At 41.9% G+C, this 16,762-nt stretch carries 17 protein-coding genes and 1 pseudogene; 14 read left to right on the top strand and 4 right to left on the bottom strand.

Annotation, left to right across the window (positions count from 1 at the left end; all coding sequences use genetic code 11):
• Positions 1-3 precede the first annotated feature (3 nt).
• Positions 4-612, bottom strand: coding sequence for an NADPH-dependent FMN reductase (locus tag BN1356_RS01440; protein ID WP_093649660.1), 609 nt, complete (start codon positions 610-612; stop codon positions 4-6).
• Between the two features lie 168 nt (positions 613-780).
• Here BN1356_RS01440 and BN1356_RS01435 point away from each other — a divergent pair, with 168 nt between their 5' ends.
• On the top strand, positions 781-1,986 hold the full coding sequence (locus tag BN1356_RS01435; RefSeq protein WP_093649659.1) for an L-lactate MFS transporter: 1,206 nt from the start codon (positions 781-783) through the stop codon (positions 1,984-1,986).
• Positions 1,987-2,010: 24 nt separating this feature from the next.
• On the opposite strand, the gene BN1356_RS01430 is transcribed toward BN1356_RS01435, so the two are convergent.
• The 3 genes from BN1356_RS01430 to sdaAB are packed head-to-tail and all read right to left on the bottom strand — an operon-like array spanning position 2,011 to position 4,126.
• On the bottom strand, positions 2,011-2,568 hold the full coding sequence (locus tag BN1356_RS01430) for a histidine phosphatase family protein (protein ID WP_093649658.1): 558 nt from the start codon (positions 2,566-2,568) through the stop codon (positions 2,011-2,013).
• A 2-nt stretch (positions 2,569-2,570) separates the two neighbouring features.
• On the bottom strand, positions 2,571-3,443 hold the full coding sequence (gene sdaAA, locus BN1356_RS01425) for an L-serine ammonia-lyase, iron-sulfur-dependent, subunit alpha (RefSeq protein ID WP_093649657.1): 873 nt from the start codon (positions 3,441-3,443) through the stop codon (positions 2,571-2,573).
• 11 nt (positions 3,444-3,454) lie between these two features.
• Positions 3,455-4,126 (bottom strand): L-serine ammonia-lyase, iron-sulfur-dependent subunit beta, encoded by a 672-nt coding sequence (gene sdaAB / locus BN1356_RS01420; RefSeq protein ID WP_093649656.1) that lies wholly within the window; start codon positions 4,124-4,126, stop codon positions 3,455-3,457.
• Positions 4,127-4,355: 229 nt separating this feature from the next.
• On the opposite strand from sdaAB, the gene mnmA reads away from it, so the two are divergent.
• The 13 genes and pseudogenes from mnmA (at position 4,356) to rpsD (ending at position 16,737) form a co-directional block, all read left to right on the top strand.
• On the top strand, positions 4,356-5,477 hold the full coding sequence (gene mnmA / locus BN1356_RS01415; protein ID WP_093649655.1) for a tRNA 2-thiouridine(34) synthase MnmA: 1,122 nt from the start codon (positions 4,356-4,358) through the stop codon (positions 5,475-5,477).
• Positions 5,478-5,660: 183 nt separating this feature from the next.
• Positions 5,661-6,110, top strand: a complete 450-nt coding sequence (locus BN1356_RS01410) for an NUDIX hydrolase (protein WP_093649654.1) — start codon at positions 5,661-5,663, stop codon at positions 6,108-6,110.
• Between the two features lie 14 nt (positions 6,111-6,124).
• Complete coding sequence (gene mnmG, locus BN1356_RS01405) at positions 6,125-8,038, top strand: tRNA uridine-5-carboxymethylaminomethyl(34) synthesis enzyme MnmG (protein WP_093649653.1); 1,914 nt, start codon at positions 6,125-6,127, stop codon at positions 8,036-8,038.
• A gap of 97 nt (positions 8,039-8,135) precedes the next feature.
• On the top strand, positions 8,136-10,097 hold the full coding sequence (locus BN1356_RS01400; RefSeq protein WP_093649652.1) for a DHH family phosphoesterase: 1,962 nt from the start codon (positions 8,136-8,138) through the stop codon (positions 10,095-10,097).
• Between the two features lie 9 nt (positions 10,098-10,106).
• Positions 10,107-10,559 (top strand): 50S ribosomal protein L9, encoded by a 453-nt coding sequence (gene rplI, locus BN1356_RS01395; RefSeq protein ID WP_093649651.1) that lies wholly within the window; start codon positions 10,107-10,109, stop codon positions 10,557-10,559.
• Between the two features lie 29 nt (positions 10,560-10,588).
• Complete coding sequence (gene dnaB / locus BN1356_RS01390; RefSeq protein ID WP_093650033.1) at positions 10,589-11,941, top strand: replicative DNA helicase; 1,353 nt, start codon at positions 10,589-10,591, stop codon at positions 11,939-11,941.
• A 6-nt stretch (positions 11,942-11,947) separates the two neighbouring features.
• The gene (locus BN1356_RS01385) at positions 11,948-12,205 is read left to right on the top strand and encodes a Veg family protein (RefSeq protein WP_093649650.1); all 258 of its coding nucleotides are present in this window, start codon (positions 11,948-11,950) and stop codon (positions 12,203-12,205) included.
• Positions 12,206-12,342: 137 nt separating this feature from the next.
• Positions 12,343-12,573, top strand: a pseudogene (locus BN1356_RS01380) (transposase); the annotation flags it as partial.
• A gap of 612 nt (positions 12,574-13,185) precedes the next feature.
• Positions 13,186-13,467, top strand: a complete 282-nt coding sequence (locus BN1356_RS01375; RefSeq protein ID WP_093649649.1) for a thiamine-binding protein — start codon at positions 13,186-13,188, stop codon at positions 13,465-13,467.
• A complete protein-coding gene (locus BN1356_RS01370; RefSeq protein ID WP_425423505.1) occupies positions 13,448-14,203 on the top strand; it encodes an ABC transporter permease in 756 nt (251 codons plus the stop codon). The genes BN1356_RS01375 and BN1356_RS01370 overlap by 20 nt, the downstream gene beginning before the upstream one ends.
• A gap of 12 nt (positions 14,204-14,215) precedes the next feature.
• Positions 14,216-15,199, top strand: a complete 984-nt coding sequence (locus BN1356_RS01365) for an ABC transporter substrate-binding protein (protein ID WP_093649647.1) — start codon at positions 14,216-14,218, stop codon at positions 15,197-15,199.
• Positions 15,196-15,927 carry an ABC transporter ATP-binding protein gene (locus BN1356_RS01360; protein ID WP_093649646.1) on the top strand — a complete coding sequence of 244 codons (732 nt, stop codon included), beginning with the start codon at positions 15,196-15,198 and terminating at the stop codon, positions 15,925-15,927. Before BN1356_RS01365 ends, BN1356_RS01360 begins: the two co-directional genes overlap by 4 nt.
• 198 nt (positions 15,928-16,125) lie before the next feature.
• Positions 16,126-16,737, top strand: coding sequence for a 30S ribosomal protein S4 (gene rpsD / locus BN1356_RS01355; RefSeq protein ID WP_093649645.1), 612 nt, complete (start codon positions 16,126-16,128; stop codon positions 16,735-16,737).
• Positions 16,738-16,762: the final 25 nt, after the last annotated feature.

Genomic DNA, 16,762 nt, shown 5'->3' with positions numbered 1-16,762 from the left:
TACTTACTCTCCTTCCTCTAATTCCCAAGCAAAATTTCGTTTGCGGTCGGTATTGGCCTGATTCACTAAAACATGGGTAATCTTAGCGAACACTAAAAATTCTGCGAAGTTCTCTTCCAGTTCGGCAACTTTTTCAGGAACCAAGAGATTTGAATCAGCATCCAAAGCTTGTTCAGAGTGACCAAGGAAAAATTCAATACCCGGCATAACGCGAGCTTTGAGTTCGGGTGCGTTAAGGATTTGGCGCAAGTGGCTTTGAGCACGTGAGGTTCCGAGAGAACCTAGAGAAGCCCCTACAATCATAGTTGGTTTGTTAATGAGAGCGCGACTGGTATAAGCAATCCACTCCAACGCACTAGCAAGTGGTGCTGGGATAGTGTGGTCATACTCAGGCGTAGCAATGATAACTCCATCTGAGGCTAAAATCTTTTTTGAAAACTGATCAACTGCTTCTGGAGCTACGCGCTCTTCAGGCTCATTAAAGGCTGGCAAATTCTTAATTTCAAGAAGCTCAATCTCTGCCTGATTGGCAAAGTGCTTGGCCATGAATTGTAGAAGTTTGCGATTGGTAGAGCGACCTGAGTTGGTCCCTACAATAGCAACAAGTTTCATTTGTGAATTTCCTCTCAATTTTTTCTTTAACTATACACCAAACACACCTATTTTGCAAGCGTTATCTGTAAAAGAATACATAAATTTCTATAAAAGTATTGACATAAAAAAATCTTTTTGTTATTATTTTTGTGAAATATTATACAAATTCTTTTAAGGAGATATATCATGGATGAAAAACTGAATCGATGGGTAGTATTGGCGGCTTCAACAGCTATTCTCCTCTGTACAGGCGCTGTTTATGCCTTCTCAACTTTTGCTATGCCCTTGAGTGAGCAGATGAAGTGGAGTATGCCAGAGATTATGCTAGCATTTTCTATCAACTCGGCTATTGGACCAATTCCAATGATTTTAGGTGGATACTTTGCAGATAAAGGATGGGTAAAATGGAGTATCGCCGTTGGAGCTCTTATGTTTGCGGTTGGTTTTTACCTGACTGGGACAGCTACAAGTCTAACTCAACTGTATCTATATTACGGGGTGATTGCTGGTCTTGGTCAAGGTTTTGCCTACTCAGGATGTTTATCCAATACATTGCGTCTCTTCCCAGACAAACGTGGTTTGGCATCCGGTATTATCACTGGAGGAATGGGCTTAGCAGCCGTATTTGCTTCTCCCATTGGAAATAGCCTCATTCTTTCACATGATGTTCGATATGCTTTCCGTACGATTGGTATGGTCTACATTGTTATTGTCCTTGTTGCCAGTCTCTTTATCAAAAAAGCTCCTGCAGGCTATAAACCAGAAGGCTGGAATCCGCCAGAACAAGCTGCTGGTAAAACAATGGCCAACAAAAACTGGGTGGAGATGATCAAAACTCCAGTTTTCTATGTTATTATCCTTATGTTCTTTGTTGGTGCTTTCTCAGGATTGATGATTGCGGCTAACGCTCGTACAATTGGTACGTCCATGTTTGGTTTGTCTGCAACGGCAGCTGCCCTTTACGTGTCACTCTATTCCGTTGCTAACTCTAGTGGTCGTTTCATCTGGGGTAGTGTATCGGATAAAATTGGTCGCTCTAAAACCCTATACATCATCTACACAGTTGTTGCTCTGGCCTTGGCAGTTATTGCTTTTGTACCCGGCCAAATCGGCTTTATTGTCGGGATTGTCGGCTTAGGAATCTGTTTTGGTGGTGTCATGGGGGTCTTTCCATCAATTGTAATGGAAAATTACGGACCAGCTAATCAAGGTGTCAACTATGTTATTGTCTTCTCGGGTTACTCTATCGCAGCCTACTTTGCACCAAGCATTGCAGCTAAAATTGCAACAGCAAACAACGGAAACTTCTCAGTTGCTTTCTATGTGGCTATTGTATTGGCTATTCTTGGTATCGGATTTAACTTCACCTATCGTAAAATTACTGCAAAATAAAAAAGGACGATTTGTCGTCTCTTTTTATTGGAATTCAGCGATGGATATACAAGAGTTGCCATCAAATTGCAGTGTAATCAGCCAAGGGAAAACATCTTTAATTTTCTGGAAGTCACTATAAGTGAACGCTGGCTGATAGTAGTTGATAATAGCGGAAAGTGCCGTTCCATGACTGCCGACGACAAGTGTTTGCTCTGGATGTTCTTTTAGTAAAGTTTCTAATGCTTGGATATTGCGTGACTGAACTTGGGAAAGAGATTCACCATCTGAAAGTCTAAATGAGAAATCAGTCCACTGTTTTTCAACAAACCCATTAAAATCTTTAATCCAATGATTGCCAATCTTTCTTTCTCTAAAATTTTTGACAAGGTGGATTGTTTTTTGTCGGTTTTCGGCTAAAGGTTTGATGGTATCAATAGCCCGAACGTAAGGACTGGAATAGAAAGCATCAATCTTAATATCTTCGAACCGCTTGACAAGGTCTTTACTATCTTGTAAACCTTTTTCAGTTAGTTCTCTAGAATAGTCATCATGGTTGTCATAGTTTGGTTGGGCATGGCGAATAAAATAGATTGTAGTCATGACTATTCTCCAAAAAATTCTCTAGCCAGTTTGCGACCAGTTGGAGTTGCTGCAAGCCCGCCTTCGGCTGTTTCGCGGAAAGCAGGTGGTAGGCTAGAACCAACTTGGTACATAGCGTTAATAACTTCGTCTGCTGGAATTTTAGATTCTATACCCGCGAGAGCCATATCCGCAGCGACTAGGGCATAGCTTGCTCCCATAGCATTTCGTTTGACGCAGGGCACCTCAACTAAGCCTGCGACCGGATCACAGATTAGGCCCAACATATTTTTTATGACAAAGCAGATAGCTTGACTGGCTTGGTGGGGAGTTCCGCCAGCTGCTAAGGTAAGTGCTGCTGCAGACATAGCAGCAGCTGATCCTACCTCAGCTTGACAACCCCCTTCAGCACCAGAAATAGAGGCATTGTTTGCAATAACCAAACCAAAAGCTCCAGCAGAAAAGAGGAAGTTTAATTGTTCTTCATGGCTCAAAGCGAGTTTTTCTATTGCTAATCCTAGGACAGCAGGCAAGCAACCTGCTGATCCTGCTGTCGGTGTCGCACAAACCAAACCCATTTTAGCATTGAATTCATTGACAGCCATTGCATTACGAGCGGCAGATAGAACACTAGCACCGGCTAAAGTTTTACCAGACTTCAGATAACGGTCTAATTTAGCCGCATCTCCTCCTGTTAAACCAGAAAGCGATTTATGGTCATTCAATCCTTTTTGGATTGAATTTTTCATTACTGTCAAGTTTTTTGACATAATTGTCAAGTTTTCTTCCCGACTTCGACCAGTCAATTCCGTTTCAGTAGTCAACATCAACTCGGCTACATTACCTGAAAAAAACGTATTTGCCTGGTGGACTAGTTCTTTTATAGTATAAAACATCTTATCCCTTTCTACTTGAAGAAGTTGACATTATGTAAATGTGGAATTTGACTGATTTCTTCAACGGCTTCATCGCATTGGTGAGAATCGACTTCGATAATCATGATCGCTTTTTCACCAGCCTTTTCTCGAGTCACATTCATTTGTGCGATGTTGATGTCGTATTTAGATAGAATATCGGTCACATGTGCAATCATTCCAGGGACATCTTGATGAACGATGATAAGAGTTGGAGTATTCATATGTAAATTGACCGCAAAGCCGTTTAGTTCGGTCACTTGAATATTACCTCCACCGATGGAAATACCAGTTGCAGATAGAGATTTTTCGTCATTTTTAATCAAAATGCGCGTGGTATTCGGATGGGGAGCATTGCTGTCTTTGTGGACTTTCCAGTAAACCTTAATCCCTTGTTCTCTTGCAATATCTAGAGCTTGAGGAATTCGTGAATCATCCGTATCCATACCCAAAATTCCAGCTACCAGTGCCACATCTGTCCCATGTCCACGGTAGGTTTTGGCAAAAGAATTGAAGAGTTGAAATTCAACTTCCCTTGGTTTATCGCCAAAAATAGAGGATACGATTTTTCCAATTCGAACGGCGCCAGCAGTATGGCTAGAGGATGGACCAATAATAACTGGTCCGATAATGTCAAAAACAGATTGAAATTTTAAATTTGTCATACTTGCCTCACTTTTTCTTACTCACATTATAACAAATCAAAGGACATGCAACCAGCTCTTTTTGAGAATGCTTTCAATTTCTTATCTAGTTGGAATTATGGAGAAATCTTGATATAATAGCATCTGCGTAAGAAACGCATCAAAATCGACCTTCAAATCGTTTTTTGAAATTTATTTGAAATACGACCTTCAAATCGTTATTTCTACGAAAAGATGGGAGAAATCTATTATGAGTGATAACTCGAAAACTCGTGTCGTTGTTGGGATGAGTGGGGGTGTCGATTCATCTGTTACGGCTCTTTTACTGAAGGAGCAGGGCTATGATGTGATTGGCATCTTCATGAAAAACTGGGATGATACAGACGAAAATGGCTTTTGTACAGCAACAGAGGACTACAAAGATGTGGCTGCAGTGGCAGATCAAATTGGGATTCCTTACTACTCTGTCAACTTTGAAAAAGAGTACTGGGATCGAGTCTTTGAATACTTTCTTGAGGAGTATAGAGCTGGTCGGACGCCGAATCCTGATGTCATGTGTAACAAAGAAATTAAATTCAAGGCTTTCTTGGACTATGCACTGACTTTGGGAGCAGATTATGTGGCGACAGGCCACTATGCACAAGTGACAAGTGATGAAGACGGACTCGTTCATATGTTACGCGGAGCTGATAATGGCAAGGATCAAACCTACTTCCTTAGCCAATTATCTCAAGAACAGTTGCAAAAGACCCTGTTTCCTTTGGGGCATTTACAAAAGCCAGAAGTGCGTGCTATTGCAGAGCGTGCAGGGCTCGCAACTGCTAAGAAAAAAGATTCAACAGGGATTTGTTTTATCGGTGAGAAAAACTTCAAGGAATTTCTTGGTCAATACCTACCCGCACAGCCAGGCCGCATGCTGACAGTCGATGGTCGCGATATGGGTGAACATGCAGGACTGATGTACTACACCATCGGTCAGCGTGGAGGACTCGGTATTGGAGGTCAAATCGGTGGTGACAATGAACCGTGGTTTGTAGTCGGAAAGGATTTGGCGCAAAATATTCTCTATGTTGGTCAAGGTTTCTATCATGAATCACTGATGTCAACTTCTTTACAGGCTAGTCAAGTTCATTTTACAAGGAAAATGCCTGAAGAATTCGAGTTTGAATGTACCGCTAAGTTCCGCTACCGTCAACCAGATAGTAAAGTGACTGTCAAGGTTTCTGGTAATCAGGCTGAAGTGATTTTCCATGAACCACAACGTGCCATCACACCAGGTCAAGCTGTTGTCTTCTACGATGGACAAGAGTGTCTCGGCGGTGGTATGATTGACATGGCTTATAAAGACGGAGTCGCTTGTCAGTATATCTAGTTGACAGTTGTTGTCAAGGAATCTAGAAGTTTAATCAACAATTATTGACTTTTATGTCATATTTGATACAATAAACTTAACAATAACATGATGGTCAAAGCTCATGGGAATTGTGTGCCTTTTTGGCATGCAATTTTCGGGAGTTTTGGCTATTTTTGTGTTTTATATTGCAAGGAGGAGAAGATGGATTTCAGGACACAGACAGATCAAGGTTCTTTTGGAGTTAGGGTTTCAGCCCTTGTCATTCAGGATGGAAAAATTTTTCTAGCTAAATCACCAAAAGAAGAATATTATACCATCGGTGGGGCAATCCATGTTGGTGAAAAGACAGAAGAAGCCCTTAAAAGGGAAGTTAGGGAAGAAATTGACATTGATGTAAAAATTGAAAAACTAGCCTTTGTGGTTGAGAACCTCTTTACTCTAGAGGATCAAGACTTTCATCAGATTGAGTTTCACTACCTAGTTCGTCCTTTATCCGAGCCCAATCATCAAATGGAAGAGGGTGGTCAGACTAGGGACTGCCAATGGGTTGCCCTTGATGATTTAGCTGCTATCAATCTCAATCCTGCCTTTTTAAAAGAAGCCTTATTGAAGCAAGATGGACCAATCCAACACTTCATAAACAAAGATTAAAAAAGGAACATATAATGACTTATACTTTCACAGAAAACTATGACGTTATCGTCATCGGAGCAGGCCATGCTGGAGTTGAAGCAGGTCTAGCGACAGCTCGTATGGGTTGTAAAACCTTACTAGCAACGATTAACCTGGATATGCTAGCTTTTATGCCCTGTAATCCTTCGATTGGTGGATCAGCCAAGGGGATTGTGGTACGGGAAATCGATGCTCTAGGTGGCGAGATGGGACGCAATATTGATAAGACCTACATCCAGATGAAGATGCTCAACACTGGTAAAGGACCAGCGGTGCGGGCCTTACGGGCTCAAGCTGATAAGGCTGAATACTCCCGTGAAATGAAAAAAACGGTGGAGAAACAGGACAATCTGACCCTCCATCAAACCATGATTGATGAGATTTTGGTGGAAGAGGCACAGGTTATCGGTGTTCGGACCGCGACCAATCAGTTTTATGCTGCTAAGGCAGTTATCGTCACAACGGGTACAGCCCTACGTGGGGAAATCATCATTGGAGACCTCAAGTATTCATCTGGTCCAAACAACAGCCTGGCTTCTGTCAAGTTGGCGGACAATTTGAAAGAATTAGGTCTTGAAATTGGTCGATTTAAGACAGGTACCCCGCCTCGTGTCAATGCCAAAAGCATCAATTATGAGGTGACAGAGATTCAACCAGGGGATGAGAAGCCAAATCATTTCTCATTCTTGTCTAAGGATGAAGATTACCTGCAAGATCAAATTCCTTGCTGGTTGACCTATACAAACGAAAGTAGCCATGAGATTATCAATGCCAATCTTCATCGCGCCCCGATGTTTTCAGGGATTGTCAAAGGGGTGGGTCCGCGCTACTGTCCATCGATTGAAGATAAAATTGTGCGGTTTGCAGACAAGGAACGCCATCAGCTCTTCCTGGAGCCAGAAGGACGGGATACGGATGAAATCTATATCCAAGGTCTATCAACCAGTCTTCCAGAAGATGTTCAAAAAGATTTAGTTCACTCCATTGCTGGTCTGGAAAAGGCGGAAATGATGCGGACTGGTTATGCCATTGAGTATGACATGGTCTTGCCTCATCAACTGCGGGCAACTTTGGAAACCAAGGCGATTTCGGGTCTCTTTACGGCAGGACAAACCAATGGTACTTCAGGTTATGAAGAGGCTGCTGGTCAAGGGATTATAGCTGGAATCAATGCGGCACTGAAGGTGCAGGGCAAACCTGAGTTGATTTTGAAGCGGAGCGATGGTTACATCGGTGTAATGATTGATGATTTGGTGACAAAAGGGACGATCGAACCCTATCGCCTCTTGACCTCTCGAGCTGAATATCGCTTGATTTTGCGTCACGATAATGCTGATATGCGTCTGACGGAGATTGGTCGTGAGGTTGGTTTGGTCAATGATGACCGTTGGGAGCATTTCCAGATTCACAAACAGCAATTTGACAATGAAATGACCCGTCTCAAGTCCATCAAACTCAGGCCTATCAAAGAGACCAATGAACAAGTAACGGCCATGGGCTTTAAACCTCTGACAGATGCCCTGACAGCTCAAGAATTCATGCGTCGTCCCGAAGTGACCTATGCCGATGTGGTGAAATTTATCGGACCGGCAGCAGAGGACTTGTCTGCCAAGACTATTGAGTTGATTGAGACGGAGACCAAGTATGAGGGGTACATCAACAAGGCCCTGGATCAGGTTGCTAAGATGAAACGCATGGAAGAAAAACGGATTCCAGCAGATATTGACTGGGATGATATTGACTCCATTGCGACAGAAGCTCGTCAAAAATTTAAGTTGATTGCGCCCGAAACCATTGGTCAAGCGAGTCGGATTTCAGGGGTTAATCCAGCTGACATTTCCATTCTCATGGTCTATTTAGAAGGACGGAGCCGCTCCATTTCAAAAAATGCTCAAAAAGATAGCTGAGAATAGCTGTCTTTTCTTCTTTTCTTACAGCTAGAATAGGATGGGCAAACTAGCTTTTTGACCGCTTTTGTGTTAGAATGGCAAACAGAGGTTAATGATGAAGAAATTTCGATTTTCAGCCCTTCATTTTATAATGATCGGTCTTATCTTATTTGGAATAATTGCTGTCCTACACAGCCTTTTTCCTGAACCACCAACCACGCTCCTAGCAACCTTTGTAGCTTTCTTGCTTTTGGTGCTTCTCTTTATCTATCAGAAGAAATCTTATGAAATTAGTGAATTAGAACAAATTGAGTATTTGAATGAAGAAGCCAATACAGGTCTGATGCAACTCCTAGATCAGATGCCGGTTGGTGTCATCAAGATTCGTCAAGAAGACAACCATGTTGAGTGGTTCAACCCTTTTGCGGAACTGATTTTTGCTCAAGATGATGGGGAATTTGATAAAAAGAAACTGCGTGAGATTGTAGAGGTTGGTTTGGATGATGAACGGACCTATGCCAATTTTTCCGGTAAACGCTATGCTGTTCATGTTGATTATAAGCAAGGACTCTTTTACTTTTTTGATGTATCAACGGAGTATAAGGCCACAACTAACCTTGTGGGCTCTCGCCCAGTAATTGGGATTATCTCGGTTGACAACTATGATGAGTTGGAGGACAGTCTGACAGACGCTCAAATCAGTCAGCTCAATAGTTTTTTGGCTCAGTTCGTTTCAGAATTTGCTCACCAACATGGCATTTACTACCGCCGCGGAACAATGGATCGTTTCTATCTCTTTACGGATTATTCTGTTCTGGAAGCTTTAATTGATAGCAAGTTTTCCATTATTGATAAATTCCGTGAAGAAGCTAAAAATATGGATCTAGCTTTGACCCTTAGCATCGGTATAGCCTACGGCGATGGTAATCATCAGCAAATCGGACAGGTTGCCCTACAAAATCTAAATATGGCTGAAGTTCGCGGTGGAGATCAAGTTGTCGTCAAAGAAAACGATGAGAGTAAGCAACCCATTTTCTTTGGTGGTGGGACAGCCTCTGCAGTGAAACGTACTCGTACCCGTACTCGTGCGATGATGACAGCTATTTCAGACAAGTTAAAAACGGTAGATGCTGTCTTTGTGGTTGGTCACCGCAATCTAGATATGGATGCTCTTGGTTCTGCGGTAGGTATGCAGCATTTTGCTCAAAATATCATGAACAATGCTTACACTGTCTACAATGAGTCAGAAATGTCACCGGATATTGCTCGTGCAATCTCCAAGTTACAAAACGAAAATTGTTCCAATCTGGTGACCGTTGAAGAGGCCAAGAAGATGGTAACAGAACAATCCCTCATGATTATGGTGGATCATTCTAAAATTGCTCTGACCCTGTCAAAAGACTTTTATGAACTTTTTGAACAGGTCGTTGTTGTGGACCACCACAGAAGGGATACCGATTTCCCAAACAATTCGATCTTGACTTATATCGAAAGTGGAGCCTCTTCAGCTAGTGAATTGGTGACGGAATTGATTCAATTCCAAAATGATAAGCACCACAAACTCAACCGTCTGCAATCTAGTCTTTTGATGGCTGGCATTATGTTGGATACCAAGAACTTTACAGCTCGTGTAACTAGCCGGACTTTTGATGTGGCCAGTTTCTTGCGGGCCCGTGGGAGTGATAGTTTGGAAATCCACCAGATTGCTGCAACAGATTTTGAAGAGTACCGTAAAATCAACGAACTAATCTTGCGTGGAAAAAATATTACGGAAGATATTATTTTGGTTGGTGGGGATGAAGAAACAAGATATGACAATGTCGTGCCAAGTAAAGCAGCAGATGCTATCTTGGACATGGCCGGTATTGAGGCAGTTTTTGTAGTCACTAAGAATATCAAAGATTTTGTGTCTATCTCTGCTCGTAGTCGTAGCAAAGTCAACGTTCAGCGGATTATGGAATCCTTAGGTGGTGGCGGTCATTTTAACTTGGCTGCAGCCCAGGTTTATGATCAATCCGTTATTGAAGTTCAGGTTCAATTGATGAACAAAATTTTAGAAGAATTAAAAGAAGAATAGGAGACTACCATGAAAGTTATCTTTTTAGCAGATGTAAAAGGTCAAGGTAAGAAAGGCCAAATCAAAGAAGTACCAACTGGCTATGCTCAAAACTTTTTAATTAAAAAAAACTTGGCTAAAGAAGCAACCAATCAGGCAATCAGTGAGCTTCGTGGCCAAGAAAAATCCAAAGAAAAAGCTCATGCAGAAATGATTGCTGAAGCAGAGGCTCTGAAAGTCAAACTAGCTGAAGAAGGAACCCTGGTTCAATTTGTGGAAAAAGTAGGTCCGGATGGTCGAACATTTGGCTCTATTACCAGCAAGAAAATTGCAGAAGAATTGGCTAAGCAATTCGGCATCAAGGTGGACAAACGCCATATTCAATTAGACCATCCGATTCGTGCAGTTGGCCTAATTGATGTACCTGTTAAACTCTACCAAGATGTGACAGGTGTCATTAACTTGAGTATCAAAGAAGCCTAAAAGAAAAGCAAGAGGTGGGAGGTGAGATTTTGGTAGAATTTGATGAATTGCGTATGCAACCGCAGGATATTTTGGCGGAGCAGTCCGTTTTAGGTGCGATTTTTATCGATGAAAATAAGTTGGTTTTCGTTCGCGAATATATCGAGGCTGAGGATTTCTTTAAGCATGCTCACCGCTTAATTTTTGCAGCCATGGTAGCCTTATCCGAGCGAAATGAAGCGATTGATTCGACCACCATGCGCAACTATCTGGCCAACCATGGGGATTTGGAAAACATCGGTGGTTTGGCCTATCTGGCTGAGGTCATTAACTCTGTCCCGACATCTGCTAATGCAGAATATTATGCCAAAATTGTCGCTGAAAAATCTAGTCTTCGTAAGTTGATTGAACGCTTGACGGAATCTGTCAATCAAGCCTATGATGGAGCGGATGATTCGGATACCATCATTGCCAATGCGGAAAAAGCCCTGATTGATGTCAGTGAGGGGGCTAGTCGTTCCGGCTTCAAAAAGATTGATGATGTCCTCAACCTCAACTTTGAAAATTTAGAAGCTCGTTCTCAGCAGACTTCGGATATCACGGGTATTGCTTCTGGTTACCCAGCTTTAGACAATATGACGACCGGTTTTCATGAGGAAGAGCTGATTATTTTAGCTGCTCGACCCGCCGTTGGTAAGACAGCCTTTGCCCTCAATGTGGCCCAGAATATCGGAACTAAACTCGGTTTGACGGTAGCTATTTTCTCTCTGGAGATGGGGGCTGAGAGCTTGGTAGACCGGATGTTGGCTTCAGAAGGAGTCATTAACTCCCGCTCTATCCGTACGGGACAGCTTTCTGACGAAGAGTGGCAAAAATTAATGATTGCTCAGTCCAATCTGGCGCGGGCTAGTATCTATGTTGACGATACCCCGGGTATTCGGATTACGGAAATTCGTTCCCGTTCTCGAAAACTAGCCCAAGAAACCGGGAATTTGGGCTTGATTCTGATTGACTATTTGCAATTGATTACTGGCAATGGCCGCGAGAGTCGGCAACAAGAAGTGTCAGAGATCTCTCGTCAGTTGAAAATTTTGGCCAAGGAATTAAAAGTTCCAGTTATTGCCCTCAGTCAGCTCTCTCGTTCTATTGAGCAGCGTCAAGACAAACGACCGATGCTATCTGACTTGCGGGAATCAGGTTCCATTGAGCAGGATGCTGATATTGTTGCCTTCCTTCATCGTGATGATTATTACCATACGGACGAAGAAGAGGCTGGAATTCCCAATAATACAGTTGAAGTCATCATCGAGAAGAACCGTTCAGGTTCCCGAGGTTCGGTTGAGCTGATGTTCCAGAAGGAATACAACAAGTTTTCAAGTATCTCTAAGAGAGAGGAAGGATAAAAAATAATGAGTGATGCATTTACAGATGTTGCCAAAATGAAACAAATAAAAACGGATATCAAGGAGCATGAAGGACAAATTGTTGAATTGACCCTTGAAAATGGCCGTAAACGTGAGAAAAATAAACAAGGACGAATCATGGAAGTCTATCAATCTCTCTTTATTGTAGAATTTGAAGATCCAAATAATACCTATGTAGAATCCTATACTTACTCAGATATCTTGACGGAAAAGATTTTGATTAATTATTTGGACGAAGCTTAAAAAAATAGTTCATAAAATCACAGATTGAAGAAAAATAGAGTCCAGACTGAAGACAAAGTCCTTGGAATTAGGTTTCTAAGGGCTTTTCTTTGTGAATAGGAGTATAATAAAAGTATCTAGTATGAGGAGGTTTGGCTATGCTTCATAAGGAAAAACCAGATTACAACCGCAATCAATATGGTTTCTATACACTTGATGACCTTGTTCCAATTGATCATTTCCTTCGTCAAGTTGATGAGGTGATTGATTTTAACTTCATTTATGAGTTGGTAGAGGACACCTACTCAACCGATAATGGTCGTCCGAGTTTAGATCCTGTCATGCTGGTTAAAATCCCTCTTATTCAGTGCCTCTATGGTATTCGGTCCAAAATGGAAGACAAGGTTGGACTGACCTTGGCATGTCTCAATATCAAAAAACTGGTGAAAATGATGGCTGGGAAGCCTTTTTATTTTGTCCAAATCTGCCAATTTCCACCATATTTCGGCAATATACAAAAAAAGACAAACCTCAAAAATGAAGTTTGTCTACAATCTGAAATAGAGTCTTCAATCTTTTTTTGTTTCAAACAGAAGAACGAAAACTTTTTATGGTTTTTTATAGGCAAAGAAAATCAATCAAGACTGTGCGGAAAACCTGAGTTTGAATGGAAGGACTTCAAGTTGAGAGAACAGAATCTATCGTTATTTTTGACAAAAAACATGTTTATATAAGTTTTGAAAAGCTCTTCTCTTGACTTTTGCAAGCCTTTTCGTTATGATAGGTTCATATGGGAGTCTGTGTACAGTCTGAGAGGAAGTGTAAGCTTCGACCGCACCTGATCTAGGTAATGCTAGCGTAGGAACGATAAGATAAGACTAATTTTAGGCACTTTTCCATGTGGAGAAGTGTTTTTTCTATATCTTAGCAAAAGTGAACCTGAAAGGCAAAACGGAGTTTAGAGAGGTTAAAAACATCTACAACAGAAGGAGGTTACAACAATGAAAGCTAGTATCGCACTACAAATTCTGCCGTTGAGTCATTCAGCTGACCGTTTGCAGGTCATAGAGAAGGTGATTGCTTACTTACAAAAACAGCCTGTCAACCAAGTAGTGACCCCATTTGAAACAGTGCTAGAGGGAGAATGGGAGGAGTTGATGCTCATTCTTAAGACTGCTATTGAATTGGCCGGTAGTGAGGCAGATAATATCTTCGCCAATGTCAAAATAAACTACGGACAAATCTTGTCTATTGAGGAAAAAATTGAAAAATATCATTCGTAAACAGATTAGCAGTCTAGGTATCATCTTGCTCTTGCTCATCTGGCAGATAGCTGGTTTTCTCCAGCTTTTACCAAAGTATATCCTGCCGACTCCCATCGAAATTTTACAGGCTTTTGCGCGTGATAGGGTCCTTTTAGGGCAACATAGTCTCCATACCTTGCAGACGGCTCTTCTGGGTCTGAGTTTGGGAGTGCTGATTGCCTGCTTGTTGGCTCTTATCATGGATCGATATAGTTGGGTCAATGATATGCTCTACCCGATTTTGGTGGTCATCCAAACCATTCCGACTATCGCTTTGGCACCTACTTTGGTCCTTTGGTTAGGGTATGGGATTTTACCTAAGATTGTCCTCATTATCTTAACAACAACCTTTCCAATCATTGTCAACATCCTAGATGGATTTCGTAACTGTGATGCGGACGGATTGAGGCTTTTCCAACTCATGGGAGCAAAACCTTGGCAAGTACTGTGGCATTTTAAAATTCCCAATGCCTTACCTTATTTTTATGCTGGTCTTCGGGTCAGCGTCTCTTATGCCTTTATCGCCACTGTCGTTTCCGAATGGCTAGGCGGTTTTGAGGGCTTGGGAGTCTATATGATACAATCCAAAAAACTCTTCCAGTACGATACCATGTTCGCCATTATCATTTGGGTCTCACTGATTAGCCTTCTGGCAATGAAATTGGTTCAAATTAGTGAGAAAATGGTTATCAAATGGAAACCTACAATAAAATAGAAAGAGAAAACTATGAAAAAGAAGATGAAATCGACGGCTATGGTTCTCTTGGCATCCGCTACTCTTATTTTAGGAGCGTGTGCTTCAACTAAAGATGACACCATTGATTTTATCCTAGACTGGACCCCAAATACCAATCATACCGGTCTCTATGTAGCTTTGGATAAGGGATATTTTGAAGAAGAGGGCGTCAAGGTCGACATCAAACTGCCATCAGAAGATAGCTCATCGGATTTAGTGATCAATGGCAAGGCTCCTTTTGTCGTCTATTTCCAAGACTTTATGGCTAAGAAATTGGAAAAAGGTGCGGGGATTACAGCCGTTGCAGCCTTGGTTGAGCACAACACTTCAGGTATTATTTCCGCTGGTGAAGCCAACATCAAGAGCCCTAAAGATTTGGTTGGTAAGAAATATGGAACCTGGAATGATCCAATTGAGTTGGCTATGTTAGAAACCTTGGTTTCAGAAGAGGGTGGCGATTTTGCTACGGTTGAAAAAGTACCCAATACGGATGCGAATTCGATTACGCCAATTGCCAATAAGATGTTTGATGCAGCCTGGATTTACTACGGTTGGGATGGCATCATGGCTGAACAAGAAGGTATGAAAACAAACTATTTCTATCTAAGGGACTTTGCGCCAGAATTTGACTATTATTCGCCAGTGATTATCGCCAATAATGACTACTTAAAAGAACATCCAGATCAGGCCAAAAAAGTTCTTAAAGCCATTAAAAAAGGCTACCAATATGCTATAGAAAACCCAAAAGAAAGTGCGGAAATCCTTATCAAGCATGCACCAGCCTTGGAAAATCAGAAAGAATTTGTCCTAGCCTCCCAAGAATACCTGTCTAAGCACTACGCTTCCAATCCTGAAAAGTGGGGGGAGTTTGATGCAGACCGCTGGAATGCCTTCTATGCTTGGGCTTATAAAAAAGGAATCCTAGAAAGCGATTTGAAAAATCAAGGTTTTTCAAATGATTACTTGTCCCAATGAAAAAACTCGAACTGAAAGAACTGACCTTTGCTTATGAAGAGGCCCCTATCATCAAAGACATCAACCTTCATGTTGATCAGGGAGAAATTGTTTCTATCCTGGGCCCTAGTGGGGTGGGGAAAACGACCCTTTTTAATCTCATAGCTGGTATTTTACCTGTTCAAGAGGGGAAAATAATGGTCGATGGTCTGGACAATCCTAAGGGCAAGGTCAGCTACATGCTACAAAAGGATTTGCTACTAGAACACAAGACCATTTTGGGGAATGTTATTCTGCCTTTGACCATTCGAGGTATCAAAAAAGTGCAAGCTGTTCAAGAAGCGGATGCTCTTTTGATAGAATTTGGTCTGGACAGTGTTCGGGATGCCTATCCTCATGAACTGAGCGGTGGCATGCGGCAGCGGATTGCCCTCCTGCGGACCTATCTCTTCGGTCATGACCTCTTTCTTCTAGATGAGGCCTTCAGCGCCTTGGACGAGATGACCAAGATGACCCTGCATGACTGGTATCTGAACATTCACAAGCAGTTCAAACTAACAACCATCCTCATCACCCATAGCATTTACGAGGCCATTAAACTTAGTGACCGTATCTATGTCCTCAATCACAAGCCTGGCCAAATCGTTGCTGAGCTGAACATGGATTGGAAGAATGCTGAGCAACCCGAATTGGCAAAACTACAATATAAAGAAGAAATTCTCAACCGATTGGGACTAAAATCCAGTTAAAAAGGCTTTACAGAGCCTTTTTTTTGTGATATACTAACCTTTGTGTGAAATAGCAGCATGAAAATATGGAGCTCGTCAACAGGTGTCTTGAAATAGAAGTAACCTTGGCTGTTTAGGCGAAGGGCATCTGCACGAACTAGGATTTTCAAAAGACGTTATTTCCTCAACATATATTTTATTTAGAGGAGGACTGATAACATGTCACGTTATACAGGACCATCATGGAAACAATCACGCCGCCTTGGCTTGTCACTCACAGGCACAGGTAAAGAATTGGCACGTCGTAACTACGTACCAGGACAACACGGACCAAACAACCGTTCAAAACTTTCTGAGTACGGTTTGCAATTGGCTGAGAAACAAAAATTGCGTTTCTCATACGGTTTGGGTGAAAAACAATTCCGTAACTTGTTCGTACAAGCAACTAAAATCAAAGAAGGAACTCTTGGTTTCAACTTCATGGTTCTTCTTGAGCGTCGTTTGGACAACGTTGTTTACCGTCTTGGTTTGGCAACTACTCGTCGTCAAGCACGTCAATTCGTAAACCACGGTCACATCCTTGTTGATGGTAAACGTGTAGACATCCCATCATACCGCGTTGCTCCAGGTCAAGTGATCTCTGTTCGCGAAAAATCATTGAAAGTTCCAGCTATCCTTGAAGCTGTTGAAGCAATCGTTGGACGTCCAGCTTTCGTATCATTCGATGCTGAAAAATTGGAAGGAACACTTTCTCGCTTGCCAGAACGCGATGAAATCAACCCAGAAATCAACGAAGCACTTGTCGTTGAATTCTACAACAAAATGTTGTAATATTTTACTAAATTTTGTGGGCTCT

It is taken from the genome of Streptococcus varani, from assembly GCF_001375655.1.
GTDB lineage: Bacteria > Bacillota > Bacilli > Lactobacillales > Streptococcaceae > Streptococcus > Streptococcus varani.
This window is presented reverse-complemented; position numbering and strand designations above follow the sequence as displayed.